Below are 24,760 nucleotides of genomic sequence, written 5' to 3'. Positions count from 1 at the left end.
AGACGTGGTGGTCACCGTATTGCTGGCAGTCGTCATCCCGGTCGGTCTGCTGGCGCTGGGCACGGGAGCCTACTTGCTGTGGGTCCGCTTCGGGACGGAGGAGCCGTGGCCGCACGGCGGTGGTGGAGACTCCGGTGACACCTGGGGCGGTGCGTAGACCGGTCGTCGCGTGCTTCCGCGCTCAAGGGCCCTGCACCGACGCACAGTAGCCCGATCAGCTTCTACGCCCTCCCCCATGCCAGTCCGAGGTCGGCGAGTTGCTGGGAGGTGAGCTTCTCCTCCTCGATTTCGTGTTCGAGACCCACACTCACAGCTTCGCGGCAAGGCCGCGCTGGAGCGCCTGCTGCACCTGCTCGGCCCCTTCCCCGCACCGCTCGCCGTCGGGGCCGAAGCTGGAGCGGGAGGGGAGGTGGGCCTGGATGCCCGGGGCTGTCAGCCGCTCCTGCTGCTCGGCCGACAGCTGTCCCCAGGTGCCCGTTCCCGGTGTCGCCATCGCCAGGTGCCCGCGTCGAAGACCTCGAAGACCACACCAGGTGCGAGCTGGGGCAGGACACCGTCGGCGTCGACGAGGTCGGCGAGCACCCGGTAGTACCGCTGCCAGTCCAGTGGCCACGTGCACTCCCAGTCCGGGTCGATCTCCGTCAACTGCTCCGCGCGCGCCGCGTCCCATTGCGGATCCCTACCCAGGCCGTTTCATGGCTCCTTTCCGGCGGAGGTTGGCCATGTACTGTCCGATGGGCACCATCGCCTCGCCTTCGCCCCACACCGCGTCCTGCCGGGGTGCGAGGTGGCCGGTGGCCCGCCGGTAGGAGCGCAGCGCGGCGAGTTTGACTTCTTTTGCCTCTCGCCGGGCTCCCACACCAGGCCCGCCTCCGGAGCGTCGATCAGCTCATCACGGTGGGGATCGAGTTCACCGGCCCGCAGTGCCCTGCGGCGTCGGCGCACCCACTGCCCCAGGGGGAACGCCTTCGTGACACCCGCGTCGGTCCCTACGTCACGCGGACCGGCGTAGAGGCCGGTGATCCCGTTCTCCTCCCGCAGCGCACCAGGGGCTGGTAGCCCTCCAGCGACTCCGGCCGGTACATCCCCGTGCGCAGGGAAGCGGTGATCGTGGCGGAACCGCGCGGGCCGGAGAAGTGGAGCAAGGCCGAGTCGTCCTGCTCCCGGTCCTTGCCGTTACCCGCGCCGCCAGCGCTGCCGCTCAGGCCGTCCTCGTCGCGCCTCACGTGGACCTTGCGGTGTCCGTGGGCGAGGGCTCGGGAGGGCAAGCTGCTTATTCGACCGGGTGCTCGTCATGCGAGCGCAGGCCCTGGAGCACGGCCACGAGCGGCTTGAAGTGGGTGGAGGCGAGCACGTCGGTCGGGCTTAGGCCAGGCGCCAGGAAGACCGGCACGATGATCCTGGCCACCTCGGTGGTGCTGTCGCGGTTGAGCCGGAGGGCGCGGCCGATGCTGTGCACGATTTCGACTTGGGAGCCACGGGTGTCGGCCAAGCACACCGCTTCCGAGAGTCCGAGTTCGGAGCGAGATGGATCGTGTCAGTGGTCGTGCGAATACCCAGTGCGGCCGGCACGGGGTCGTTGTCCAGTGGGCACACCGCGACCAACGACGCGTGGTGGCCTGCCAGGCGCCATGCTGGGCGGTCTGCACGAGCAGGTCCAGCGCCGGAACCGGTCACGGGGGTCCGTCCGCCCGGGAAGCACTCCACAGCGCACGCGGTGGCTATGAGCCCATATCCCAGGCACGCCCTGATAGTCATCGCGTATCGGGGTACAGACTCCGCATGGCACCGAAGATTGAACGCATCCAGATCCTGCGGGCCGTGCGGCAGTTGCACCGCGTCCGCTCCTTCTACGCCGCGGGGGTCCTGCTGTGGGCAGGCTGCTCCGCCTGGGCCGCCTGGCAGGCACCCGGGAGCCGGCAGATGTGGATGTCCCTCCTCCTTCTGACTGTCTTCACCGCTCTCCTCGTCACCGCAAGCTGGTCTCTGCGACGCCTCGCGGCTCCCACGACGAGCCGGCCCGTGCATCACGCCGCCCCGCGCAAGACGACACGCCCCCGGCACGCCGCCGCCTGAGGCATCGTCAGCCCGTCTACGGGCGCCCGCCGAGCGGGTTACGCCACTTTGTAGACGCTGCCCATGCCTGTAGGGGCGGTGGCCGGGTATACGAGCTTCACTTCCCATCGAAAGGAGCCGACACATGCTCGGTATAGCCGCCGCCGTACTGTTCTTCATCGCTTTCTTGATCAACGCTGCGGACATCGTCACCAACGATGTGTTCTCCTCTACAAACGTGATGCTCCTGGGGCTGACGGCTCTGGCTCTGCACTTGGCAGGTATCGGAGCAGGCCGGGCCCATCACTCCACCAGCGGACGTCGGCCCTGGTCCCGTCACTGACCGCTCTATAGCCATCCCGGCCCGCGCCAGCGGGCCGTAGCGCAGCGAACCCGTCGGCTCAGGCTGCAACCCAAGCGAAGCCCGAGCTTTCAGGACGAAGCCACCGGGTGCGCCCGTACTGTGCCTGGCTAAGCCCAATGGGCGCTGCCGTTTGCGGGTGACCGTCGCCGTACACGTGAAGACGAATACGCGGATACCTGGCTCGTCACGAGACCGATTGAGTGGTGACGGCACTGGGTGAGGGTCAGCTCACAGACGCACTCCAGCCGGCTCCAGCCGCGACGAGCAATGCGCCCTGGTGCAGGTCGAGAGTGCAGGCGGCGGTGGGCGTCCCCACTTGGACGAGCGGGCCGGGGCTCTGGAACGCATCCGTACGAAGGCGGAAGGCAGCCGGATCGCGACAGTCGACGGTACGCAGTCGCCAGCGCGCTGAAGAGCTGTCGTCGGTGCGGGGCGGCAGGGCGAGTTGGAGCTGCGCAGTGGACGGGCGCTCCGCCTGGTAATCGATGTGTGCCGCTGTCCAGGCGGCCATGACGAGAACTGCCTGTGAAGGCGTACCGGAGGAGGGTGCGCCGTCGGAGAGGGAGGGAGGCGTTCGCTCAAAAGCCCGTGGTGTCTCGATGATGTCCGGGCGGCCTGCCCGCTCCCTGAGGATGGCCGAGAACCAGCGGGTGATGCCCGGGCTTCCCTGGTCGGCCCAGGTTCGGATCACGTCTCGGAAAGCCGCCTCACGGCGGCGGGTGCCCCGCTGCGCCCCGGCGGTCAGGATCGCTTCGCCGGCTCCGGAGAAGGCTCGGCACAGTCTCGTCACGGGGACGTGATCCGCGCGGGCGGCGTAGCGCACCGAGCGGAGCTCCAGCATGGCGTGGTCAGCGACCAGTTGGAGAAAGGCCGTCAGGCGAGTACCGGCACGCTCTACCCGCAAGTGGCGGACGGACGCCGTCGCCAGATCGTGGTCGGGGAGCAGCTCATCCGTGTTCCGGCGCGTGAGCCGGCATTGCGGTGCCATGACGTGTCCGAGATAGTCGCGGCCTGGTGTGTGCGGCTTGGCCGGCGGGAGGAGCGCTTCGAGGTCGTACCCGGCAATCGCGGCCTGCTCGGTCATCCATCCGCGCCGCTGCTCGCTGAGACCGGCCATCCACTCCAGTACGGTCGTCGCCCGCCGCTCACGTTCACCGGCGTTGGACGTGCTTGCGGCCCAGAACAGTGGAAACAGATGGTTGTCCCACACATCCGACGCCGCGCGAATGGCTTCCCGGTCGAACAGGCGGACGTCTGCCGCGGCTTCCGTCATTCGGTCGAGCGAGCGGTCCAGCAGCGCCGCCAGGACGAGCATGGCCGACGCCGGACGCATGGACGAGCGCGGTGCATCGGCCGGTGGAGGGGAGGTATGGCCACGTCGTGATCGTCGCACATCTTTAAATGCGCTCTTGAAAGAGCGTCAACGGCATGCCGCGGACGTGATGAGCTGCTTGAGCCCGAGCTCATTCCCGGCCGTCCCGTCACCTAGGCGTCCCCCGGCCGCGGGCACCGACTTCCCCGGGCCCCGACTGGTCCGTGTGCTGCTGCCGGGTGAGCCTGGAAAGGTGAGCAGTGCGCCGATCACCGCGCACCGTCAAGAGGCGACGGCGGAGCTGCCCGGGGGAACTGTGCGATGGAGTGGGCCTACTGAGCGGCGACGCTGCGCTGGAATTTGCGAACGCCCTGGGCCACGACAAGCAGGGGCACCAGACCCATGGGGTTCTGTCGGACACGAGCCGGGCTTGAACATGATGGCCGATGCTCTTCGGCGCCCCGAGCGGCGCGTCGCCCTCCGAAAGCGACAATTCAGTGCATAAGCTTCGGACTCGGCAGGTTCCTCAACGCGACTCATGTCGAGTCCGATGACTGGAGATATTGTGCGCAACCTTCGCAAGGCCGCTGTCGTGGCTGCCATTGTCGGGAGTGTCGGCATGCTCGGGGCGGGCGTGGCTTCCGCCGACACCGAGTCCTCCTACGGGAGCGGCAACGGCGCCGACCCGGCGCTGTGTCACCAGGAGATCCACCAGGGGACGGTGCAGAACGGTCTCATCAACATCGATAACCTGGGGCTGGGTCTTCTCGGCAACGGGTCGACGCCTGCAAGCGCAAACCAGCAGATCTGCGCCAACGGTCCCGTCCTGGCCGAGGCCGAAGCCGACTCTGGATCCAACGAGAACGGCCTCCTGCTCGACCTTCTGTAGGCGCAGTGCCCGAACCCTCCAGTCGGCGGGACGGGCGTCTGCTAGTGGGCCCCTCGGGCGCCGCACCGGATTCGGTGCGGCGCCCGAGGCATGGGGGGCGTGACCGGTCGGCTGCAGCGGTCGACCAGCCCCGCCTCGCCCTCGGTGCGCATCGTCTATTGCGGATATGCGATGGGCGGATGCGTCGGGCGGTCAGACGGAATGAAAGCGGTCGCTGCGAGCCGGGTTCAAAGCAGCCCGGTCAAGCGTTGAGGCTGTCCGGCTGTCACGCATCGTTCAGTGGAGGCCATCACCCGACGCGCTGGGCCGTCTCCCCGGCCTGGGCGGGTACGGCGGGCAGGGGGACGGTGCAGGAGGCGCATCGTCGGGCTTGGGCGGGGACGGGGCTGAGGCATTCGGGGCAGTCACGTTTGGGGGCCTGGACGTCGTGGTGGGGGGCGAGGCGCTCGTGCAGCTTGTTCATCGGGAGTACGACGAGGAAGTACAGGGCGCAGGCGAGGAGGAGGAAACTGATCGCCGCGTTGATGAAGGTTCCGTAGGGGAACTGGGTGGCGCCTAGTGTGAAGGTCTTGCGGCTCATATCGCCGGCGGCGCCGGTGGCCAGCCCCACGAGCGGGGTCAGAAAGGCGCCGACGAAACCGTTGACGACGGCGGTGAACGCCGCTCCGATGACGATGCCGACCGCCAGGTCGACCACATTGCCGCGCAGGATGAAGTTGCGGAAGCCCTTCACCTTCTCACTCCTTGAGAGCCCTTGACGTCGACGGACAGTACCGAGGGCGTGGTCAGCTCGCCCCTTCGTCCAGATGCCCTGCCACGCCTCCCCCATGCTGGTACGCCGTGAACTCGGGGGCATAGGGCAGCACGGATGCTGCAAGATGCCGCACGTCGCACCCAGCTGCTTTCCCGCCGACATCGGATACAGGCTGGGAAAGGTCCGCAGGAGTACCACGCGCGACCACTGCCTGCGGTGCCGGGGACCGGGGCGGCCGAGCCATCCTTGTTCTCTGACTTGGCGGGTAGGAGGAGACGCGACTGTCAGCGACGCCGAAAGGGGCGGTTGTGGGTGGAGCGTTGGTTGCGGGCGCGTGGGGGCTGTTCGCGGGTGCGGCTCTGCTGGTAGGAGCGGCCGTCGGCTCGCTTGTGCGGGTTCCGCCCCGGCTGATCGCACTTGTCATGGCCTTCGGCAGCGGCGTGCTGATGGCCGCGGTTTCGTTCGAGCTGATCGCTGAGGCATACGAGCGCGCCGGCATGGCGCCTGTGATGGCCGGGGCGGTCGGTGGTGCGGCTGTGTACTCCGGGGCCAACGCCCTGCTGGCGAGGCGTGGTGCTCAGCACCGTAAGCGCTCCGGGGAGCAGCAGCCGTCCGAGGCCGAGGCGCCTGGCTCCGGCAACGCCATAGCGCTGGGGGCATTGCTGGACGGCGTCCCGGAGTCCGTCGTCATCGGCACCAGTCTGCTGGGAGGAGGGCAGCTGGGGGTGGCGACGGTGGGGGCGGTGTTCATCAGCAACCTCCCCGAGGGACTCGCGAGTGCCGCCGGGATGCGCGCCGCCGGGCGCAGTCGCAGGTACGTCTTCGCCTTGTGGGGAAGCATTGCCGTCATCAGCGGCCTGGCTGCGCTGGCCGGGTACAGCCTGCTGGGCGGGGCGTCCGAAGCGGTCATGGCGACGATCACGGCCGTCGCGGGCGGGGCGATCCTGGCGATGATCGCAGACACGATGATCCCGGAGGCGTACAGCAAAGTGCATCTGCTGACGGGTCTGGTCACGGTGGTCGGATTTCTGTCGGCGTTCGCCATGGCCCAGCTATAGATCTCTGGGCGAAACATGAGTGCAGACCGCGCGACTCGCCGAGACCGGTCTCATCGGCGCGCTCGTCGAGATGGACATCCTGGCGGTTCACCTTCGGAGACGATCCATCGCGGTGAGCGTCGAACCAGCGGTATAACCCCGTCTAAGGGCTGTCCCGTAACTGTGCTGCGTGACCCGTCTCAACGAACTTTGACGAGTCTCAACGAAGCTTGACCGGCTTGGGCCAGCCCTCGGGTCCAGCTGGCGGAGTCGACTGTCCCGTCTCATCAAACCGCGGCTTGTCGCACTGATCTTAGCGTTGAGCCTGCGGTACGAGGGGAGGGACAGGTTTGAGTGAGACGGTGTCCCGCTTTGGGGTGGCTCTTGTCTCGGTTCAGGTGGCTTGTCTCAATCCAGTGGACATCGTCCTGGTGTGGATGATCAGGGGGAGCCGCTGAGCGGCAAGAACAGCACTGCCGGTTTCGAGGTGGCCTGGGTCCGGATGGTGTCGACGTACGCAGGCCAGCTTCCGCTGCATGAGATGGTCGTCGCTACGACCGGGAAGGGGCGGTGATCTCACTCCCCGCCTGTCAGCGTCGATCGTCATCATGGGAGACATGACCAACCCGAACCTGACCACCGGCAGTATCTGGCGGCTCCACCACTGCGACCGGGAGATTGCCCGGCTGGCGGTGACCGGCGCCGATTGGCCCTGGATGCACGCCGACGTCGAGGCGCTTCCCGGTTTTGACGAGTTCCGTCCCCTCTTCAGCGAGCAGGAGCAAGCTGTTGACGAAGAGGACTGGGAGCAGATCGACGAGTGCTACTTCCGAATCCGCAGTGCGCTCACCCTGACGTTTCCCGACGGCGGCCCGGTCGCCGAGTTCATGCTGCACATCCACGACGACGGCACCGCCGGCTGGCGCTGGTACGACGAGCCCTTCGACGCGGTGAACCCGTGACGACCTGGGTTCGCTGCTTCTGGGACGAGGAAGACGTCTGGTTCTACTTCGAGCTGGACGCCGATGGCTATGTGATCCGGCAAGTCGAGTTGCAGGAGCCCGGAAGCAAGGCTCTGGCCGCTGCCTCGCTGGCCGAGTGGCAAGAAGCCCAGAGAGACGGTCGGTCCGTTGAATACGAGAGCGTCTACGGTCTGACCGCTGAACCGTCCATCTCCGAGTGGGAAGGGCACGACCCGCAGTCGTTGTCGGTCGATGAGTTCGAGATCGTTTGGTCGACCGCCCGCGGTGAGCTTCAGGATCGTCAGCGGCGCCCCTCTTCCTGACCACGGCCACCGCTGCGGCTTCCGGCCAGGAAACTGCCCTCTTCAATGCGAAACCGGCCGTCAAGCGTCTCGCCAACCTGACAAGGTCCTGCTCAGGCGGCATCACCTTCGCCATGATCCATGAGGCGCACCAACCGCACCGCCCACGCGCCTTCGCGACGCCTCATCACTGCCCCCAGCAAGTCGCGGTTGAACCTGTCACCCCGCAGGTCAACGGCCTCGCCCCTGCAAGATCTAATGAGACGGGACATCGACGGTGTCAGGCCGGCTCGTCGTCGGCAGGGGCCCACTCTTCGCGGTATCCCGGGCGATCGGAGTAGGCCGTTGCTGCAAGGACCCGCAGCGACCAGTCGACGCTGTCGCTGTCGTGGTCATGGGTGCCGGCGTGTTCCGGGTCGCGCCAGGCGGCGAGCAAGTCACGGCGCATGGCGATGGTGCGGGCCGGTGAGTAGAGCGCGGCAAGCGGGTTGTCGGGGGACAGCCCTTCGGGAAGCCATGACATGGGTGGCTGGTCTGCGGCTTCCACTTCGTCGGCGTCGATCTGCTCGTGCAGCCAGGTGATCAGTTCGGCAGTCATGCCCTGCATGATCTCCCATGCCGATCGCGCTCGACGAGGGCGCCCTAACCGGCCTGGGATGATCTTGGTGTGGCTGGTGTGATCACGGCGTCGGAGCCGTCCTGGATAACCCCGTTCACTGGGCTCAGCCCCCGTGCCTTTGGGAAGCTGGTGACGGTGCTGCGGCGCCAGGGTGCGGACGCGGTCCGCAAAGGCCGGCCGTGGAGCCTCCCTCTGGAGAACCGGGCCCTGCTGGTCGCGGCCTACTGGCGCACGAACCTCACCATGCGGCAGCTCGCCCCGCTGTTCGGAATCTCGAAGTCTGCGGCAGACCGGATCATCGACCACCTCGGGCCGATGCTCGCGTTCCAACCCCGCAAGCGGTTCGCGAAGGACACCGTGCTCATCGTGGACGGCACCCTGGTCCCCACCCGGGACCACACCATTGCCGCGCAGTCGAAGAACTACAGGTACTCCACCAACCACCAGGTCGTCATCGACGCCGACACCCGACTGGTCGTCGTGGTCGGCCGGCCGCTTGCCGGGAACCGCAACGACTGCAAGGCATGGGAGGAATCCGGTGCCAAAGCCGCCGTCGGCAGAACCATGACGATCGCCGACGGCGGCTACCCAGGCACCGGACTTGTCATGCCCCACCGCCGCCGCCAAGGCGAAGAACTGCCCGAGTGGAAGCAGGCGCACAACAAGTCTCACAAGCAGGTCCGCGCCCGCGTGGAGCACGTCCTCGCCCGCATGAAGACCTGGAAGATCCTCCGCGACTGCCGCCTCAAAGGCGACGGCGTCCACCACGCCATGCTTGGCATCGCCCGCATGCACAACCTCGCACTCGCCGGATAAGGCAGCGGACACAGCGGCAACCCTGCCTGAGGCGACCAGAAGATCATTTACGGGACAACCCTTAGGACAGCGCCCGTAACGACTTGACACCGATGTGAGAAGTCTTTCCACGCGGCGGTAGCCGAGGGAAGAGGTCTGCTTCGAGGTCCGAGGGATGGCGGCCTCGGGGCGAGGCGGTCACAGCCGCCTGTATGCGCTGCCTTGTGAAAAGAGCCGTGCTACGCGGTGGAACTCAACGGTGTGCTGCGGGTACGGCCTGGTGTGACTCGTGCAACGTGTTGTTGCGCGGGGCGCCTTGCACCGCCGCTCTGCACCCCTTTCTACAACCGCGCGCTGCCCGGTCTCCGCCAGGGCCACAGTGGGCCGGGCCCCGGGACGTGTGGCCCGGGGGCCCGGCACTTTCCTGTGATCAGGCGAGGGGTGGGTTTGGGCTGAGAAATCGGGGGCAGACGACGGCCGGTCGAATGTAAGGGGCGGGTTGATGGAACAGATGATGAGCACCGAGCGCAGGCGGCTGCTGCGTGGGGACGTCTTCTCCGTGTCAGGGGCGTTTGAGGGCAGCGAGGACATCGCCGTTGCCCGTGACCTGGCCCGGAGTTTCCTCATTGACGTGCAGGCCGTGTACGGCCTGCCGGTGTCCGAGCGCGTCATGGTCACGGTGCAGCTCGTGGTGAGTGAGCTGGTGACCAACGCCCGCAAGTACGCCCCCGGTCCGTGCCTGCTGACTCTGGAGGTCAACGGGGGCGGCGCCGTCGAGGTAAGCGTGTGGGACAGCAATCCCACACCGCCGGCGATCCTGGCACCCGATCCCACCCGGATCGGTCAGCACGGGCTGGAGATCGTCGTGGCCGTCTGCCAGAGCTTCGCGGTCCACCGTGAGCCTGTGGGCAAACGGATCACCACGGTCATCGGACTGGCCGACATCGCTCGGATGCTGACTCCTGCTCCGGTTTAGTGTCGGCCCGTCCCGAGGGAACGGGGGATGGATCCGTCCTTCGCGACGATCGCCCCTGTGTCATCTCGACGAACCACCACGTACCCGCCACCACGCACCCCAGCAGCAGTCCGTTCAGGATGGCCCGCTGCCAAGTGGCGTGCTCCGCCCAGCGCCCCGTGGCTGTCAGCGCCCCCCAGCTGACCAGCAGGACGCATGCAACCCTTACACGTCGGTGTTTGAACATGACAGTCCGGCTACCCGAAGCGGCAGCGCTCACACGCTCCCATGTCGCAGGAGGCCGGGCGCCCCGTCGGCCGTCATAGAAGGGCTATGTCAACCGGATCAAGGTGCTCAAACGGCTGGTGTTCGGCCGAGCCGGATTCCTCCTCCGGAAGCGAGTACTGGTCTACAGGTGACCGATGCGTCAGGACGGCTGTCCACTGGCTCGTACCCGTCATCGACTCGGCGAGGAGCCACGCCGAGAGCCACGCTCTCCATGGCGTGACGCATGAGTCCGCAGCTCGCAACCCAGCCCTCGACGAGATGGATCACGCCCACTTGATCGATGCCCGGGGAGAACCGGCCGTGGTCCAGCTCGCCGAGCGGGGGAAGATGGCACCCGATCGCTTCACCCCACTCCGTGAATCGGTCACCCTCGCCCCAGGCCAGCTCGGGTCCGGCTCGAAGAGCGTGCGTGCACAGCTGTTCCCTGGTCGCCGACGTGCACCTCATTCACCTCTGGCGACCAGCCACTCATCTGGGGTCCGACCCCTCAGCTGTGGGTGAGCAGTGATCACCTCAGCGGCCGACGTCACTGAACAGTGTGTGACCGCTTCACGGAAAGCGAGCCAGACCCAAACCAGGTCGACATCTCCTCAGCCGTCGGTCACCAACTGCCGCCGGAAGTCATCGACAAACGCGGTTGCTTGAAGTCAACGAAGTCACCAGGGCGTAGTGCCACTCGCCGTAATGCCCGGCTTGCAGGTCGGTCGCACGCACCAGGTGAAGTCGTTCAGCATGTGGGCGTCATACTCCAGATCGGCGAGACGCCGATGCTCCTCCACCATGAACGAAGTGGCCACGGCGCAGCTTTTGCGCACCAACCCCCATGGTGTCTCCCCCTTCGCGCCGTCGTTCGCGGCTCTCATCCTCTGTCCGGCGGGCCGCTGTACGGCCGGACGGCAAACTTCCATCCCTGAACCGGCCAGGGTATCGGCGGCCGCCGAGCAGGCCTCGGTTCCTCTTCGTCTTCGCTTCGGCCATCTCCCCCGCGGTAACCTCTTCCGCATGGCGCTGCCCGACGCCGACGGCTTTCGCACGGCAGGTTCCCGTACACACGGCCCACAGAGGCCCTCCCCCTCGCTGGGCCACGAAGGCTGGGAGATCGACTGCCGGCGATCGTCGTGAACTTGGCCGCGCAGTCCGCGCACACCAGCCGCAGGATGATCCCGCCCCAGTGACTCCTCACCGCTGTGCCAGTCTGTGAGACGCAGCGTCTCGCTACGCTCCGTGCCTGCTCCCCGAGATCTGGGCCAGAACCGTCTAGGAAAATCGTTTGTCGACTGGTTCCAGAGTCAGTTGGTGACATCCGGTTCTCACAGGGCCGCGAGAAAAAGGAAGGCGGAAGCCAACTGACCGTTGACAGGATGTCCGCGCTGAACACCCGAGGGGAAGGACCCACGACCGTGGCTCGTGCCATCACTCTGATCCGCTCCACCGCCCTGTCCGACGTCGCCGAGTACGCCTACGCTGCCACGGCCCCCGCCGAGTCACGCCTGATCTTCCTTGCGGGGGCGTGCCCGCTGAACGATGACGGCTCCACAGCGGCGATCGGGGACTACGCGGGCCAAGCGGCGAAAGCCATCGAGAACATGCAGGCCGCCCTCGCTGCCTCAGGCGCGTCACTCCAGGACGTCATCAGCACACGGGTTCTCGTCGCATCGGCCCGGCGGGAGGACCTGGTGGCCGCCTGGCAGGTGGTCCGGGACTCGTTCGCCGACCATGACGTCCCCAGCACCTTGATGGGCGTCACCATGCTCGGCTACAAGGACCAACTCGTCGAGATCGAGGCCGTCGCCGCCGTGCTCGATTGAGACAGTACGAAACCGCGTTCGTCAGCCACGGCCCATCCGTACCGCACGTCCGGGTGATTGTTCCCCTCACCCACACCTTTTGGGCACCGGGGCAGAAGGGGACCGGAAGAGTTGCCCCGTGATCACCAACTCGCTTTCCACCCCCGACCCCGTCGACGAGTCCGAGCCCGCCCGCCGGCCTTCCCGCCGTACCGTCATCGCCGGTGCGGCTGCTGGAGCCGGCTCACTCACGGTCACCGCGTCCGGCGCCGGAGCGTCACAGGCACCCGCCCGACCGGCTTCCCTTTCCGACTGGGACACCTGCCTGACCGTCGCCCGGGCCATCCTGGTGCGGGACGACGACGACCAGCCCCTCGTGCCGCGTTACGCCGACATCCTCCTGAGGACCGGTCTGCCCCGCCCGCGTGGGACAGCGGGCCGCCCCGGCCGCAGGGTGCTGATCGTGGGTGCCGGACCCGCCGGGCTCATCGCCGCCCACCTGCTGCGGCAGGCCGGGCACCGGGTCACCGTCATCGAAGCCAACGGCAACCGCGTGGGCGGCCGGATCAAGACCTTCCGCACCGGAGGCCACGAGAAGGCCCCCGCGCCCTTCGCCGATCCGAACCAGTACGCCGAGGCCGGCGCCATGCGCATCCCCGGCAGCCACCCGCTCGTCACCGGCCTGATGGACAGCCTCGGCCTCGAGCGCCGTCCCTTCCACCTCGTCGATGTCGACGCGGCCGGCCGCCCCGCGTACCGCACGTGGATCCTCGTCAACGGCGTCCGCGTCCGCCGCGCCGACTACGCCCGCAGTCCGCAGGCCGTCAACCGCTCCTTCGGCGTCCCGGCGGCCTACGAGTCCGTACCCGCCGCGCAGATCGTGCGCAACGCCTTCGCCCCCGTGCGCAAGGAGATCGAGGGCAAGGAGGGCAGAGGACTCGTCGAGGGCTGGGCCCGAGTCATCCAGCGTTACGGACACATGTCCATGTACCGGTACCTGACGGAGGAGGCGGGGCTCGACGAGCGGACCATCGACCTGATCGGCACCGTCGAGAACCTCACCTCCCGTCTCCACCTCGCCTTCGTGCACAGCTTCATCGGGGCTTCGCTCATCAGTCCCGACACCGCCTTCTTCGAGCTGCCCGGCGGTACCGCCACTCTGGTCGACGCACTTTACGACCGGGTCAAGGACCTCGTGCGGCTGGACCGCCGCGCCACACGGATCACGCACGGCGACGGCAGGGTCACCATCGACACCGTCTCCGAGGGCCGCGGCCCCGGTCCCGTACAGCGCGAGACGTTCACGGGGGACGCCGCGATCATCACCGTCCCCTTCTCCGGACTGCGTCACATCCCGGTCCTCCCCGCCCTTTCCTACGGCAAGCGGCGCGCAGTCACCGAACTCCACTACGACGCCGCCACCAAGGTGCTGCTGGAGTTCAGCCGCCGCTGGTGGGAGTTCGACGAAGCCGACTGGCAGCGGGAACTGGAGGCGGTACGACCGGGCCTGTACCGGAAGTACCAGCTCGGACAGACTCCTGCGGACGGCAGTCTGCTCGGCGCGCACCCCTCCGTTCCTCGGGGGCACATCTCCGCCTCCCAGCGTGTCCACTATGCCGCCTCGCGCCTGGTCTCCCGCGACCAGCCCGAGGCAGCCGGGGTCATCGGCGGCGGCTCGGCCACCGACAACCCCAACCGCTTCATGTTCCAGCCCTCCCACCCTGTCGAGGGCAGCCCGGGCGGGGTCCTCCTCGCCTCCTACAGCTGGTCCGACGACGCCCTGAAGTGGGACTCGTTCGACGACGAGGAGCGTTACCCCCGCGCCCTCGCCGGGGTCCAGGACGTGTTCGGACAGCGGATCGAGGTCTTCTACACCGGCGTCGGACGCACCCAGTCCTGGATGCGCGACCCATACGCCTACGGTGAAGCCTCCGTGCTGCTGCCCGGCCAGCACACCGAGCTCTTCCCTCATGTCCGCGAGGCCGAGGGGAACCTGCACTTCGGTGGGTGCCACACCTCCGTCAAGCCCGCGTGGATCGAAGGAGCCGTCGAATCCGCGGTGCGCACCGCGCTGGAGGTGCACTCGGCATGATGAGCGGCCGTGAAACCGGGCAGGCCGTGCCCGGTTTCACGGCGTACGGACCGCACCGGCCTGCCCCGGTCAGCTCTCGGCGAGCACGATCAGCCAGTCGCCCGCGGCGAACCGGACGGGGTGCCTCTTGTCGGGGTTGACCCTCATGCCGTAGTCGGGGCCCGTACCGGCCGACGCGCGCTGCCGGTATCCGACTGCGCATTCCCCGCGTCGGCGCGCCGATTCGACGGCGGTGGCGAAGGTGACCTCCCGGTCGAGCCGAACGTAGTCCCCGGCTGGCTTCAGGTGGAACTCGTTCCCCTCGGCGGTGAACAGCTCCTCGAAGACCGCGGCGAGGTAGTCGCTCTCCGAGATCTGCGTCATGAGGAGACTGATCAGCCTGCCGCTCACGATGAAGTCGGCGCCGGCCCGGGCGGGCGCGAGCAGCCGGTTGCCGTCGTCGGAGATCTCCGTGGTGAGGGCGAGTTCCCGGGATGCGGCGTCCCCGATCGCCCGCAGGTGCAGCAGCGTGACCAGCGTGCGGTCATCCGTCTCCGATTCCGTCTCCGGGACCTTCCGTGGGTGCGCGGGCAGGCCGGTGTCACCGATGACGATCACGCCGTCGTAGGACGGCACGTCCAGTTCGGCCAGTGCCCGTGGATCGGTGATGTCCCCGCTGCGGAAGGTGACTTCGAGGTGGTCTCTCGCCGGAGCGCCGCGGAGGGCATCGCGCATGGTGGCGTCGTCGCCCCGGGCCACGACGTCCAGGACGGTTCCGGAGTTCACGTACTGGTCGAGCTGTTCCACGATGAGGGGTGCCCGCCGGTTCCATCCGAGCAGGAGCAGACGTTCGGCGACGGGCCTCCCGGGGGCGGCGGTGACGATGGCGTCCTCGTCCACGTAGGAGGACGCGTCGCCCGGTACGGCCGTGTCGTCGTCCTGGGTGATGACGATGATCCGGTCGTCCGCGTCGATCTTGGAGCCGGGTGCGGGGTTGAGGACGACGGTGCCGCCCGCCCGCTGCAGGCCCACCACGGACGACGTGGCGAACGACAGTAAAGCCTCTCCGAAGGTGCGTCCGGTCATGCTCCCGGCGGGAGTGGTGTAGAACTCGTCGCCCTCGAAGTCCAGGAGTTCCTGGTACAGGAGTGAAAGGCCCGGCTGGAGCGCGGTCTGGACGAGAAGCCTGGCGACGATGTGGTCGACGCACAGGACGTGGCCGCGCGGACCGGCGGCCAGTTGGGCGGTGAGCTGGTTGCGGGCGTCGCGGACGGCGGCGACCACCACCGTCTTCCCGTCGGTGGAAACGGCTGTGCCGAGGGCGAGCAGCGTCTTCACCACGTGGGCGTCGCCGGTTTCGCCGTCGGGCGGCAGGACGAGCACGGACTTGGCGGTCTGCGGACTGACCCTGGACAGGACCGGGGGATCGGTGGTGCGGCCGGTGCGGCAGATGACCCGGGTCGTACCGAGGCCCTTGACGCGGGTGGCGATCCCCTCTTCCATCTCCACCTTGTCCTTGGGGGCGAGGACGGCGACGGCCGCTCGTCGCTGGTTGGCGTTGGCGCAGGCCAGCTCTCTGATGACGGGGAAGATCTGGTCGGACCAGCCCAGGACGACGGTGTGCCCGGTCTCCAGGACGGTGGAGTGGCCGAGGCGGAGCGACCTGATGCGTCGGTCGATGCCCGTGGTGATCAGGCTGACCAGCGTCGACACGAACAGCAGGGCCACCAGGGCGAGCGACACGGACGCCAGCACGTAGACGGGAGAGCCGACCGCGCCACCGATCTTGAGCGTCTGGCCGACGCTGATCCACACCGCCTGGAGCCGACCGGACAGGGTGGTCGGAGCCTTCCGGTCGGCCCAGACCAGCACCATGCTCGCCGGGATCACCACGGCCAGACAGGCCGACGCCAGCCACCCGATGAGCACGGTGGTCCCTCCCGCCACCAGATTGTCGAACCGGTACCGAAGGCGCTGGTGGAGGGTAGTGCGCTGCTGCGCCACGCGAACTCCTGGGTATGAGACGTGCCGATCAGGCGGCCGCCGACCGCCCGACGCCCACCCTAGGGATCCCATGTATGCCTCCGACCCGAAGCCGGCTTCCCTCACTCAGAGGTATGAACCGGAGGCGAGCACCCACGGAACGTCCGGACGGGGCGGGCCGCGCCACAGAGACGGTCACCGTGACGGGCGGCGATCGGGCACCGTGTTCGCCTGCGCCCCTACCGGATCCAGCCGTCGGTCCAAGGCCGAGGCCGTGTGTCCGCTGCCTCGGCCTGAACAGTGGGGCGGAACCGATGACTTTCGCATTTGGTGAGGCGGTCGGGGCCGGTCGGAACGGGGAAAGGGCTCGAGCGCGAGAACGAACGTTTCCAGATGAGTCCGGAGCGGGGCGAAGGCCCAGAGGTAGCCGGTGTGGTCGAGCCGGTCGTTCTTCACCCAGCGTCTGGTGATGGCGGACTTCTTGCCGGAGGCACGGGTGACGGGCAAGGAGCCGGCGTAAGCCTTCAGGCCGCGGTCGTCGGCGAAAGGGGTCGGCCTTCGCCTATCTCGGCCAGGTGGCGGGCGGCGAGCTGGATGCCGAAGCGGGAAAGCTCGGCAGGATCTCCGGGCCCGGGTGCTGGGAGAAGGTTTCCTCGACCGCTTCCGCGAGCTGGTCGGCGGCGGTGCAGGCGGCCTCCACTTGGATGAGGAGGGCGGGCCTCTGCTTGCCGAGCGCGTCCTCGACCAATGGGAGCTGGTGGGCGCATGCGTCTCGGCCGACCGGCTGCGCAGCCACGGTGAAAAGCGAGAGGGGAGACCACCGACCCGCAGCCGTCTCCCCCGCCCCTTCACCGGGTGGCCGGCCAGGCGCTGAGGCTCATCCGCATCCGCGGAGCGGGGGCGGGCGCTGCCCCCGGCCGACCCGAGGCCGCAGCCGGATGGACGCCGGTGGGCTGCGGTACTTGAGTTCTACAGGGGGCCGGCGCCGCCGGTGTGGCCGTAATACGAAGCCACCTGGTCGCGGTAGGCGACCTCGTCGAGGTGCTTCTCGCGGTGGAATTCGGGGGAGTTCTCGATCTGTTCCTTGGTGAGGTCCAGGTAGATCTTCTTGTCCTCCGCGTCGATGCGCGAGATCGTGTTCGCGGGCAGAAGGACCTCCTTACCGAAGATCCACACGCCGGTGTCGACCACGAGGTAGGCGTCGTCCACCTCTTCGGAATGCTTGTCGACCTTGCCGATGCTCCCGTCGACCGCCTCCACCTTGTAGCCGGTGAGGTCCGTGCCGACGGCGTAGTTGAACGACGGCCGGTAATTCCACACGTTCTCAGTCACGTACGAACAACTCCTGATCCGTGAATCGGTAGCGGTCTGGCCGGTCCGGGCGCGGTCTCTCGGCCTCAGTCCCGCTCGGGGCCCTCTCTATGACCGCTCTTTCTTCGTATCAACCTCTGGTGTTCGCGTGCCCCGATCCGCTCCCCTTACGCCTGGGGCTCTGCGCATGGGCGAAGGTCCCGTCGCCGGGTCCGGAGCGGAACGTACCGGATGCCGAGGTCTTCTCCCCTCAGCAGGAGTAGCCCGCTCGGAGGCAGCAGGCGCCGGCTTCAGGGGAGAGTGCCCGTGTCCGCCCCAGATGATCCGGCCGATCCTGGGTAAGCGTCTGAAAGACATCCAAGATCAGCGATGCTCCGCCCGGAAGGAAGAACCGCGTGACCCAGACCCCGACGCAGCGCAAGACCCGCACAGTAGGAGTGGAGGAGGAGCTGCTGCTCGTCAGCGCCCGGACCGGCGAGCCGCTCGCCCTGTCCTCCGCCGTCCTTGCCGCGGCCGCCGGGGGTGAGGCGGGGGATGTCTTCGAGAAGGAGCTGCATCAGGAGCAGCTGGAGTTCGCCACCCGCCCCCTCAGCGACATGGGCGCCCTCCGCGAGGAGATCGTCCGGTGGCGCGGCGAGGCCGGGCGCCACGCCGAAGGGGTCGGCGCCCAGGTCGCCGCCCTGGCGACCTCGCCGCTGGCCGTGCAACCCTCCCGGAACCTCGGGCGGCGGTACCGCTGGATGGCCGACCAGTTCGCCCTGACGGCGGAGGAGCAGCTCACCGGCGGATGCCACGTGCACGTCTCCGTCGAGTCGGACGAGGAGGGCGTCGCGGTCCTCGACCGGATCCGTACGTGGCTGCCGCTCCTGACCGCGATCAGCGCCAATTCGCCCTACTGGCAGGGGAAGGACACGGGATACGCCAGCTACCGCAGCCGGGTCTGGTACCGCCTCCCTTCCGCAGGCCCGTACGAGCCGTTCGGCAACGCCGCCGGCTACCACGCGCGCGTGCGCGACATGCTGAGCACCGGGGTCCTGCGCGACCAAGGCATGATCTATTTCGATGCCCGTCTCTCCCACAACTTCCCCACTGTCGAGATCCGCGTCGCCGACGTCTGTCTCGAACCCGACACCACGGTGCTGGTGGCCACCCTCGCCCGGGCCCTGGTCGAGACCGAGGCGCGGGCGTGGCGGTCGGGAGAGCCCGTGCCCCGGGTTCCGGTCGAAGTGCTTCGGCTCGCAGCCTGGCAGGCCGCCCGCTCCGGACCGGAGGGTCCGCTGCTCGACCCTCGGACGCTGCGGCCGATCCCGCCGGAGGCGGCCTTCGACGCCTTCATCGCCCACACCGAGGAGGCCCTGCGGGAGACCGGTGACCTCGACCGGGCGCGCGCCTCCCTCAAGAACCTCCTGGTGCGCGGCGGAGGAGCCCGACGCCAGCGCGACCTCCTCGAAAGCGGGATGGAACTCGGTGAGGTCGTACGGGCCTGCGCCAGGATCACCACGGAGGACGGCACTCCGCAGGGGTAGCTGTCGAATACGGCCCCATCCTCTCCCTTAGGGGGGCGGCGTCTTGGCCGTGGACACCGAAAGCTCACCGATGAGGTTTCGGTGGTGTGTGCCGGCGCTCGGCCTGCCGGAGTGGGCGGAACGTGCGAAGCCCGCCAGGAGTCAGCGGAAGCGGCTTCGTCACACCGCCCGGAGGGTGGTCCCGCCCTCCTCGTCTGGGGGAGACATCTCGGCACAGCTGGAGGAGGGGCCGCCTCCCGCGTCAAGCAGGGCCGGCTGCTGTACGTCACGATGGCGCATGGCGCATGGCGACAAAGTATCCAGTGCGATCGCACAAGATCCAGGCCGTTACAAGATCAGCGACAGAGCCCGTTCACGACTCCGGTGTCGTGGAGGACCACAATCAGCACGCGCTGGGGCTGCCTTCCGGTATCTAAGGAGTGCTGCCGGGTGGTGCCCGGATCGAGGCGGCTCTGCACACCGTGATGAGCGCGCGGCAGGCGGTGCATGGGCGGGAGCTGCCCGGTGTGCCGATCCTGGGGGCGCCGGCACCACGTCGGCAGGATGCCGGCCGGCTGGTGAGAGTGTCGGTGATTCGTAGGCGATCTGTCGGTGACCGCTGGAACCGTGGCGGTCGAGTTACCCAAGGACACCAATGCAGCCGCCTTCAACAGGAAGAGAACCCCGTCGCCATGTCGTCCACCCCGCCCTGGAATATCCAACGACTGCCGAGGGCCGACGGCCGCGTCTTCCTGGTCACCGGCGGTAATGCCGGCATCGGGTACTTCGTCGCCGAGCAGTTGTCGGCAACCGGCGCCACCGTCGTACTCGGCAGTCGAAGTCCCGCAAAGGCCGAGATCGCCATGGCCTCGATCCGCGCAGGTGTCCCCGGTGCACGGGTGCGGGCCGTGCGGCTGGACCTCGCTGATCTCTCGTCGCTCGAGACAGTGGCGGAATCGCTGGAGGTGGGGCGCCTTGACGCGGTAGTCCACAACGCCGGTGTCGCGCTTGACGACCCGCCACGCAGGGAGACCCGGGACGGTCACGAGCTCATGTTCGGCACGAACCACCTTGGACACTTCGCCTTGACCCGGTGGCTGATGCCACTGCTGTCGGCTGCGCCGGCGGCCCGTGTGGTGACCATGGGAAGCTTCGCGGCGAAGTCCGAGCGGCTCGACCTGGACGACCTGCAGTCCCGGAAGGACTACCGGCCCAAGCGAACCTACGGACGCTCCAAGTTGGCTCAGATGTACTTCGGCGTCGAACTCGATCGCCGCCTGCGTGCCGTCGGCAGCACGGTGGCGAGCGTGGTGGTCCATCCCGGCGGCGCGCTGGACTCCCTCACCCCGTCGCGGCCGCCGGTCCATGTGCGGACTACCGGCGCACGGCTGAGCGCGGCGCCTGCGGCCCTCCTTGTCCAGGGCAAGCACGCCGGAGCATGGCCCGCGGTCCGAGCGGTGCTCGACCCTGCCGGGCGTGGAGGCCAGCTCTGGGGACCGCGCGTCTTCGGCCTGCGCGGCGAGCCTCGGCGTGAAGCGGTCTGGAACCACCTGGCCGACCCCTACGTCGCGGCCCGGTTGTGGGACGCGAGCCGTGATCTGACCGGCACCGACCTCAGCACCGTCGTTGGATGACTCATGCACCTGCGCGGTGGCCAGCAGGATGTCGAACAGCTCGGGCGCCTCGGGCGGGTCGCGGAGCCGTTCGCGCCCAGCGTGTCGCTCGGTCGTCCGGTCAACGACTCGGTGCCGGCCTCCCGTGTATCCGGTAGCGACACTCATCGTCTCGGACCGGTCTGGCCCATGAGGCCGTGCGCGGCCATGGCAGGGTTGTGGGCGAAGAGTTCGGCGTCGCCCGCGGTCGCCAGGGCGTGCGTGTGGACCCCGTCGCCAGGCCGGTGACGTAGCCGCATGGCCGGGTGGGAGTGGCGTTGCTCAGCGCTTCACCAGCGTATGAACTCTCATGAGTCACCACTGCCCTGCTGCGGCGGGGATTCTCGACTGTCGCGCCGGTCAGCAAGGACGGCGGCTTGGGAGCCGACATTTCCCCGCGGGGTTCACCCCTGGGGTGGCGGTTGGTCCGGGCCTTCGGTCCTCTGTCGTCGGCAGGAACACCGGTACAACCGTTGACGCTGAGATGGGTCAATCGGAACGGTCCGGAGCGTTCGGGATACACCTACCCAGACCGCGTGGATGATGGTGCAAGGCGTGCCAGAAGAGCCGCAGGTGGGCTGGGAAATGGGACCGGATTTCATCTACGGAGTCGAATCTTCCACCGACATTCTTCTGACCTATGACCCTCAAGAAGCGCATCGCCGCCGTGGCGGCCTCGCTCGCAGCTTTCTCGAGCACCGCACTCGTCCTGGCCCCCAGCGCCTCCGCCGGCTCCTGGAACGGCTGTAACTACCCTCAGGTCTGCTTCTACCAGAACATCGACAGGTGGAACGCCGGGAACCCCAACGCCAGGTATCAGGACATCACATCCGGCTACCAGAACCTCAGCACCGCTGCTCGCGGAGCCAATTACGTCTACAACACCCGCAACGACGACGTTGTATGGCTGCGCTACACCGAGTATGGCGAGACCACGTACACATGCCTGCCCCCCAACTCGATGGACAGCTTCGATGCAGTGGAAACGCTCACCGGCATCAAGATCAGCTCGGCGTCACACTGCTGATCCGCTGGACCTCGAGCGCGAGCGGCGAATCGGGGTGGGGGGAGTCCGGGCCCGTGTCGGCCGCTCACGGTCGGTGTCCGGCGGTCGGGGAGCGTCGGTCAGGGTGTGCCGCCGGTGCAGTAGAAGCGGCAGGTGACGCCCGGCCGGGGTCGGCAAGCCCCGGCCGAGCCCTGCGGGTGCGGCGAAGCAGAGAGGGAGGGGTGGGCTGTTCTCCGGCGTGTTCGGCCCGGAGCCGGTGATGGGCCAGGTGGAGCGGGCGGATCGAGAGGTCCGCGCGGGGGCACGGGGTCTCGCCCACACGCGGAGAAGCCACTTCGGCGTTGCCGCCCTCGTCCTGTTCGAGTGGTGGCCTCCGCGGTGGCCTCGGTCGGTTGGTGCCCCGTGTGCGAAACGTCCTCGTCGGCATGGCTCGTCCGAGGTGCCTCGTCGCACAGCCTTGCGGGAGACCGGGTTCGGTCAGCCCCGTTGACGCCACCGCCGTACCAGGCGGCGCAGTCCCCTCTTTCCTCCGCGGGCCCCAGCCACAGAAGGCATGCGATATCGCCGACCCGGCCTCGCTTCGTGCCGGCTACCTGGCCAGTGGCCGTCAGGCGACAACGCAGGGAACTGACGCTCCGCCTGCGCCTTGATCTCCCAGTGGGCTTCGTGAGCGGTGACGCGCCACGCTTCCTCCCACGAGGCCAACGCCGCGCCGACGGCCGCGCCTGCCGTGCCGCGGCGACGGACGTGGCGCGCCAGCCACACCAGGGCAGGGAGTACTGCGGCCATGCCACTGAAGATCAGTACCAGCGGAAGGAAATCGCCCATGGCGTCGAGGTTACGTGCGCCCAGGCAGCGTCACTCGAGGTTCGACGGCACGCGCTCAACCTTCCCAGGCACAGACACCGGCGATGGAGCGGAGTACGCTGGAGATACCGGGAGTAACTCGAACACCCGCTCCCACGCGGACGTCGTTTCCGGCGATCAAGACACTGGGCCGTCCTGCAGGGCGGCCCGGAGACAGGTCCGCGATCATGACGACTGTCGCTCCCCCGCTGCCAGCGCGGCTTTCGCTGACCCCGCAGACCACACTCGCCGGCCTCCTGGACGGCGCCTGGTGGCCCCGTTCGCGTGAGCTCGCTGCCGAGATTCCGGCCTTGATCGACGCGCTGGAAGAGCCGTTCGGACGCATCACACGTGTCACGGTGAACCCCACCCGCTGGCCCGTCGTCCCGCACAAGGTCGTCGTCGCCGGGCGCACCGTGCACGTCGGCTGGTTTACCGAACAGGATCCCGACAAGATGATCCTGCTCTCCTACACCGTCGGTCGCTGCGACCTCCTGGTGGTCCCTCCCGAGACCGAACCCGCCGCGGCCGCCCGGCTGATGACTGCCGCCGCCCTCCCAGGCAGCACCCTCACCGCCGGTGCCCTGATGTCCGACGAGGCCGCGACCGGCCGCCGTACGCGGGACGGCCGAAGCACCGAAAGCGACTGGGAGACCGACGGCGGGGCCGCTCCGCCGGCCCTCGGTCACCCGGTCGCCGGAGCCCGGATGATCAGGCCGCCGCGCAGCCGGCGGTGGTGACGTCGTGACGGGAGTCCCTTCCTCGCCGCCCTCCGACACCGCGACCTCGGTCCCGGCCGGGCACGCCGAGATCCGTATCGTCGCCTCCACTCCCGAAGCCGCCCGCGCGGTCGCCGAAGTCATCCGCCGCTCCTTCGCGGGGACGGAACAGCGCAGCTACCCCGTCCCGGAGGGCGGCACCCGGCTCCATCTCACCGTCGACACCGAAACCACCGCGCGGGCCGCCCACTCCTGGCTCACCACCAGTCGGACGTCCCCTCTCACCGGTACCCACGTCGACGAGGTGTGAGGAGCGCCGCCCCACCGAACCCGGACGCGTGTCGTCCGGGTTCGGTTGCGTGATCACGATCACTCTTGCCCGTGGGGTTCCGTGTCAACCGCGGGACCGACGCCCGGCGTATGCGGGGTGTAGTCGGAGATCCGGGAGTGTTCGTTGACCGTCGAGGAGTTCGAAGAGTTCTACGCCCACACGGTGGCGCGGCTCACGGGCCAGTTGTACGTGATGCTCGGCGATCTGCACGAGGCGCAGGACGTCGTGCAGGAGGCCTTCGTCAAGGGCTGGGACCGGCGGCGGCAGCTCGACCGTGAAGGACAGCCCGAGGCGTGGATCCGTACGGTCGCCTGGCGGCTCGCGGTGAGCCGGTGGCGGTTCCGTCGGCGTACCACCGAGGCGTGGCGGCGCGGGGCGGCGCCACCGTCGGTCGAGGGCCCCGGACCGGACCACCTGGTGCTCGTCGACGCGCTGCGTGGACTGCCCCAGCAGCAGCGCCGCACTCTTGCCCTGCACTACCTGTGCGACATGAGCGTCGATCAGGTCGCCGCCGAGACCGGTCTGTCGACCGACACGGTCAAGACCCACCTGTCGCGCGGCCGGGCGTCGCTCGCCCTCCGGATCGAGGATCCGCGAGGCGTGGGCCCTCGCACCGAAGACCAGCGAGGCGTGCGCCCCCGTACCGAAGACCAGCGGGGCGCGGCCCCCCGCACCGACCGTTCGTCCGGCGAGGAGGCCCCCGGTGAATGAGCCCCGCGACCCGTTTCTCGACGACCCGTCCCACGACCCGCTGAAGGCGCTCTTCGAGGAGGCCGCCGCGGTGGGCCGCGCCCGCGCCTCCTACGCGCCGGCCGCCGAGATCAGCGCCCGCGGCCGGCGCGTCCACCGGCGCCGCCTCGCGGTGCTGGCCGTGGGCGCGTGCCTCGTGGTGGGCGGCGGAGGAGCCGCGCTCGCCACTCTGCTGCCCGGGCCCTCCCAGCCGGTCGTACCTGCGACCACCTCTTCGGTGCCCGGTCCGACTCCGGCGAGTACGAGTCCGGGTTCGAGCGCCACCCTGCCGCCCACGACCGGCGCCCCTCCGCCCGTCGGCACCACCACCTCCCCGTCGGAGACCACCACCACACCCCCGCTCTCCACGACCACGACACCGCCCGGCGGTGCCGGCTAGACCCGTACCCCACCCCGCTCGTCAGGGACCGCCACCACACGCCAGGCCGTCCCGCGCCCCGCCATGCCCTCCGAGAGGAACCGACGCC

26 protein-coding genes and 1 pseudogene are annotated in these 24,760 nt (G+C 68.5%); 18 read left to right on the top strand and 9 right to left on the bottom strand.

The genetic code is table 11. The features are described 5' to 3' along the window. The first annotated feature begins 4 nt into the window (after nt 1-4). Entirely contained in the window at nt 5-157 is a 153-nt protein-coding gene (locus tag ACZ51I_RS14720; protein ID WP_468875482.1) for a hypothetical protein, read from the top strand. 150 nt (nt 158-307) lie between these two features. Here ACZ51I_RS14720 and ACZ51I_RS14715 read toward each other — a convergent pair whose 3' ends face one another. The 3 genes from ACZ51I_RS14715 to ACZ51I_RS14705 form a co-directional block, all read right to left on the bottom strand. Beyond that, nucleotides 308-493 carry a hypothetical protein gene (locus tag ACZ51I_RS14715; protein ID WP_468875480.1) on the bottom strand — a complete coding sequence of 62 codons (186 nt, stop codon included), beginning with the start codon at nt 491-493 and terminating at the stop codon, nt 308-310. 496 nt (nt 494-989) lie between these two features. Next, on the bottom strand, nt 990-1,268 hold the full coding sequence (locus tag ACZ51I_RS14710; RefSeq protein ID WP_468875478.1) for a hypothetical protein: 279 nt from the start codon (nt 1,266-1,268) through the stop codon (nt 990-992). Between the two features lie 5 nt (nt 1,269-1,273). Continuing rightward, the gene (locus ACZ51I_RS14705; RefSeq protein ID WP_468875476.1) at nt 1,274-1,492 is read right to left on the bottom strand and encodes a hypothetical protein; all 219 of its coding nucleotides are present in this window, start codon (nt 1,490-1,492) and stop codon (nt 1,274-1,276) included. A 290-nt stretch (nt 1,493-1,782) separates the two neighbouring features. Here ACZ51I_RS14705 and ACZ51I_RS14700 point away from each other — a divergent pair, with 290 nt between their 5' ends. Both ACZ51I_RS14700 and ACZ51I_RS14695 read left to right on the top strand, forming a co-directional pair. After that, nucleotides 1,783-2,076, top strand: a complete 294-nt coding sequence (locus ACZ51I_RS14700) for a hypothetical protein (protein WP_468875474.1) — start codon at nt 1,783-1,785, stop codon at nt 2,074-2,076. A gap of 124 nt (nt 2,077-2,200) precedes the next feature. Beyond that, entirely contained in the window at nt 2,201-2,398 is a 198-nt protein-coding gene (locus ACZ51I_RS14695) for a hypothetical protein (protein ID WP_468875472.1), read from the top strand. A 244-nt stretch (nt 2,399-2,642) separates the two neighbouring features. Here the strand turns inward: ACZ51I_RS14695 and ACZ51I_RS14690 are convergent, their stop codons facing one another. After that, nucleotides 2,643-3,734, bottom strand: a complete 1,092-nt coding sequence (locus tag ACZ51I_RS14690) for a hypothetical protein (protein WP_468875470.1) — start codon at nt 3,732-3,734, stop codon at nt 2,643-2,645. Between the two features lie 589 nt (nt 3,735-4,323). On the opposite strand from ACZ51I_RS14690, the gene ACZ51I_RS14685 reads away from it, so the two are divergent. Beyond that, nucleotides 4,324-4,620, top strand: coding sequence for a hypothetical protein (locus tag ACZ51I_RS14685; protein ID WP_468875468.1), 297 nt, complete (start codon nt 4,324-4,326; stop codon nt 4,618-4,620). 289 nt (nt 4,621-4,909) lie between these two features. On the opposite strand, the gene mscL is transcribed toward ACZ51I_RS14685, so the two are convergent. After that, nucleotides 4,910-5,353 carry a large conductance mechanosensitive channel protein MscL gene (mscL, locus tag ACZ51I_RS14680; protein ID WP_468875466.1) on the bottom strand — a complete coding sequence of 148 codons (444 nt, stop codon included), beginning with the start codon at nt 5,351-5,353 and terminating at the stop codon, nt 4,910-4,912. Between the two features lie 443 nt (nt 5,354-5,796). On the opposite strand from mscL, the gene ACZ51I_RS14675 reads away from it, so the two are divergent. The 3 genes from ACZ51I_RS14675 (at nt 5,797) to ACZ51I_RS14665 (ending at nt 7,696) form a co-directional block, all read left to right on the top strand. After that, entirely contained in the window at nt 5,797-6,432 is a 636-nt protein-coding gene (locus ACZ51I_RS14675) for a ZIP family metal transporter (RefSeq protein WP_468875464.1), read from the top strand. Between the two features lie 596 nt (nt 6,433-7,028). Further along, nucleotides 7,029-7,373, top strand: coding sequence for a hypothetical protein (locus ACZ51I_RS14670; protein WP_468875462.1), 345 nt, complete (start codon nt 7,029-7,031; stop codon nt 7,371-7,373). Then, entirely contained in the window at nt 7,370-7,696 is a 327-nt protein-coding gene (locus ACZ51I_RS14665; protein WP_468875460.1) for a hypothetical protein, read from the top strand. The genes ACZ51I_RS14670 and ACZ51I_RS14665 overlap by 4 nt, the downstream gene beginning before the upstream one ends. Nucleotides 7,697-7,955: 259 nt before the next feature. Here the strand turns inward: ACZ51I_RS14665 and ACZ51I_RS14660 are convergent, their stop codons facing one another. Continuing rightward, nucleotides 7,956-8,273, bottom strand: coding sequence for a DUF6221 family protein (locus ACZ51I_RS14660; protein ID WP_467021862.1), 318 nt, complete (start codon nt 8,271-8,273; stop codon nt 7,956-7,958). Nucleotides 8,274-8,342: 69 nt separating this feature from the next. Between ACZ51I_RS14660 and ACZ51I_RS14655 the strand changes: the two genes are divergently transcribed. From ACZ51I_RS14655 to ACZ51I_RS14640, 4 genes are all read left to right on the top strand, one after another. After that, on the top strand, nt 8,343-9,110 hold the full coding sequence (locus tag ACZ51I_RS14655; RefSeq protein ID WP_468875458.1) for a transposase: 768 nt from the start codon (nt 8,343-8,345) through the stop codon (nt 9,108-9,110). Between the two features lie 490 nt (nt 9,111-9,600). Further along, nucleotides 9,601-10,065 (top strand): ATP-binding protein, encoded by a 465-nt coding sequence (locus ACZ51I_RS14650; protein WP_468875655.1) that lies wholly within the window; start codon nt 9,601-9,603, stop codon nt 10,063-10,065. Nucleotides 10,066-11,732: 1,667 nt separating this feature from the next. Continuing rightward, nucleotides 11,733-12,140, top strand: a complete 408-nt coding sequence (locus ACZ51I_RS14645) for a RidA family protein (protein ID WP_468875456.1) — start codon at nt 11,733-11,735, stop codon at nt 12,138-12,140. A gap of 121 nt (nt 12,141-12,261) precedes the next feature. Further along, nucleotides 12,262-14,211 (top strand): flavin monoamine oxidase family protein, encoded by a 1,950-nt coding sequence (locus ACZ51I_RS14640; protein ID WP_468875653.1) that lies wholly within the window; start codon nt 12,262-12,264, stop codon nt 14,209-14,211. Between the two features lie 69 nt (nt 14,212-14,280). Here ACZ51I_RS14640 and ACZ51I_RS14635 read toward each other — a convergent pair whose 3' ends face one another. From ACZ51I_RS14635 to ACZ51I_RS14625, 3 genes and pseudogenes are all read right to left on the bottom strand, one after another. After that, nucleotides 14,281-16,194 carry a CASTOR/POLLUX-related putative ion channel gene (locus ACZ51I_RS14635; protein ID WP_468875454.1) on the bottom strand — a complete coding sequence of 638 codons (1,914 nt, stop codon included), beginning with the start codon at nt 16,192-16,194 and terminating at the stop codon, nt 14,281-14,283. Nucleotides 16,195-16,575: 381 nt separating this feature from the next. Further along, a pseudogene (locus tag ACZ51I_RS14630) lies at nt 16,576-16,948 on the bottom strand (transposase); the annotation flags it as partial. Between the two features lie 194 nt (nt 16,949-17,142). After that, nucleotides 17,143-17,505 (bottom strand): PRC-barrel domain-containing protein, encoded by a 363-nt coding sequence (locus ACZ51I_RS14625; protein ID WP_468875452.1) that lies wholly within the window; start codon nt 17,503-17,505, stop codon nt 17,143-17,145. A gap of 374 nt (nt 17,506-17,879) precedes the next feature. On the opposite strand from ACZ51I_RS14625, the gene ACZ51I_RS14620 reads away from it, so the two are divergent. The 7 genes from ACZ51I_RS14620 (at nt 17,880) to ACZ51I_RS14590 (ending at nt 24,672) form a co-directional block, all read left to right on the top strand. Further along, nucleotides 17,880-19,010, top strand: coding sequence for a glutamate--cysteine ligase (locus ACZ51I_RS14620; protein WP_468875450.1), 1,131 nt, complete (start codon nt 17,880-17,882; stop codon nt 19,008-19,010). 671 nt (nt 19,011-19,681) lie between these two features. Continuing rightward, nucleotides 19,682-20,623, top strand: a complete 942-nt coding sequence (locus ACZ51I_RS14615; RefSeq protein ID WP_468875448.1) for an SDR family NAD(P)-dependent oxidoreductase — start codon at nt 19,682-19,684, stop codon at nt 20,621-20,623. Nucleotides 20,624-21,281: 658 nt separating this feature from the next. Beyond that, nucleotides 21,282-21,668: a hypothetical protein gene (locus ACZ51I_RS14610; RefSeq protein WP_468875446.1), complete on the top strand. Its 387-nt coding sequence runs from the start codon at nt 21,282-21,284 to the stop codon at nt 21,666-21,668. Between the two features lie 1,013 nt (nt 21,669-22,681). Beyond that, on the top strand, nt 22,682-23,233 hold the full coding sequence (locus ACZ51I_RS14605) for a DUF5994 family protein (protein WP_468875444.1): 552 nt from the start codon (nt 22,682-22,684) through the stop codon (nt 23,231-23,233). A gap of 4 nt (nt 23,234-23,237) precedes the next feature. Continuing rightward, nucleotides 23,238-23,522, top strand: a complete 285-nt coding sequence (locus ACZ51I_RS14600) for a hypothetical protein (protein ID WP_468875442.1) — start codon at nt 23,238-23,240, stop codon at nt 23,520-23,522. Nucleotides 23,523-23,666: 144 nt separating this feature from the next. After that, the gene (locus ACZ51I_RS14595) at nt 23,667-24,254 is read left to right on the top strand and encodes a SigE family RNA polymerase sigma factor (protein ID WP_468875440.1); all 588 of its coding nucleotides are present in this window, start codon (nt 23,667-23,669) and stop codon (nt 24,252-24,254) included. Next, on the top strand, nt 24,247-24,672 hold the full coding sequence (locus ACZ51I_RS14590; protein WP_468875438.1) for a hypothetical protein: 426 nt from the start codon (nt 24,247-24,249) through the stop codon (nt 24,670-24,672). The genes ACZ51I_RS14595 and ACZ51I_RS14590 overlap by 8 nt, the downstream gene beginning before the upstream one ends. Nucleotides 24,673-24,760 lie beyond the last annotated feature (88 nt).

The organism is Streptomyces sp. NPDC034084 (assembly GCF_055575535.1).
Note: the sequence above shows the minus strand (reverse complement) of the source record. Positions and strands in the feature narration are given on the sequence as shown.

What these genes read in the sequence shown, in the direction of transcription:
- ACZ51I_RS14715 (WP_468875480.1), bottom strand. Translation starts at nt 493, where the DNA reads ATGGCGACACCGGGAACGGGCACCTGGGGACAGCTGTCGGCCGAGCAG.
- ACZ51I_RS14700 (WP_468875474.1), top strand. Translation starts at nt 1,783, where the DNA reads ATGGCACCGAAGATTGAACGCATCCAGATCCTGCGGGCCGTGCGGCAG.
- ACZ51I_RS14695 (WP_468875472.1), top strand. Translation starts at nt 2,201, where the DNA reads ATGCTCGGTATAGCCGCCGCCGTACTGTTCTTCATCGCTTTCTTGATC.
- ACZ51I_RS14690 (WP_468875470.1), bottom strand. Translation starts at nt 3,734, where the DNA reads ATGCTCGTCCTGGCGGCGCTGCTGGACCGCTCGCTCGACCGAATGACG.
- ACZ51I_RS14675 (WP_468875464.1), top strand. Translation starts at nt 5,797, where the DNA reads ATGGCCTTCGGCAGCGGCGTGCTGATGGCCGCGGTTTCGTTCGAGCTG.
- ACZ51I_RS14670 (WP_468875462.1), top strand. Translation starts at nt 7,029, where the DNA reads ATGACCAACCCGAACCTGACCACCGGCAGTATCTGGCGGCTCCACCAC.
- ACZ51I_RS14660 (WP_467021862.1), bottom strand. Translation starts at nt 8,273, where the DNA reads ATGACTGCCGAACTGATCACCTGGCTGCACGAGCAGATCGACGCCGAC.
- ACZ51I_RS14650 (WP_468875655.1), top strand. Translation starts at nt 9,601, where the DNA reads ATGATGAGCACCGAGCGCAGGCGGCTGCTGCGTGGGGACGTCTTCTCC.
- ACZ51I_RS14615 (WP_468875448.1), top strand. Translation starts at nt 19,682, where the DNA reads ATGTCGTCCACCCCGCCCTGGAATATCCAACGACTGCCGAGGGCCGAC.
- ACZ51I_RS14610 (WP_468875446.1), top strand. Translation starts at nt 21,282, where the DNA reads ATGACCCTCAAGAAGCGCATCGCCGCCGTGGCGGCCTCGCTCGCAGCT.
- ACZ51I_RS14605 (WP_468875444.1), top strand. Translation starts at nt 22,682, where the DNA reads ATGACGACTGTCGCTCCCCCGCTGCCAGCGCGGCTTTCGCTGACCCCG.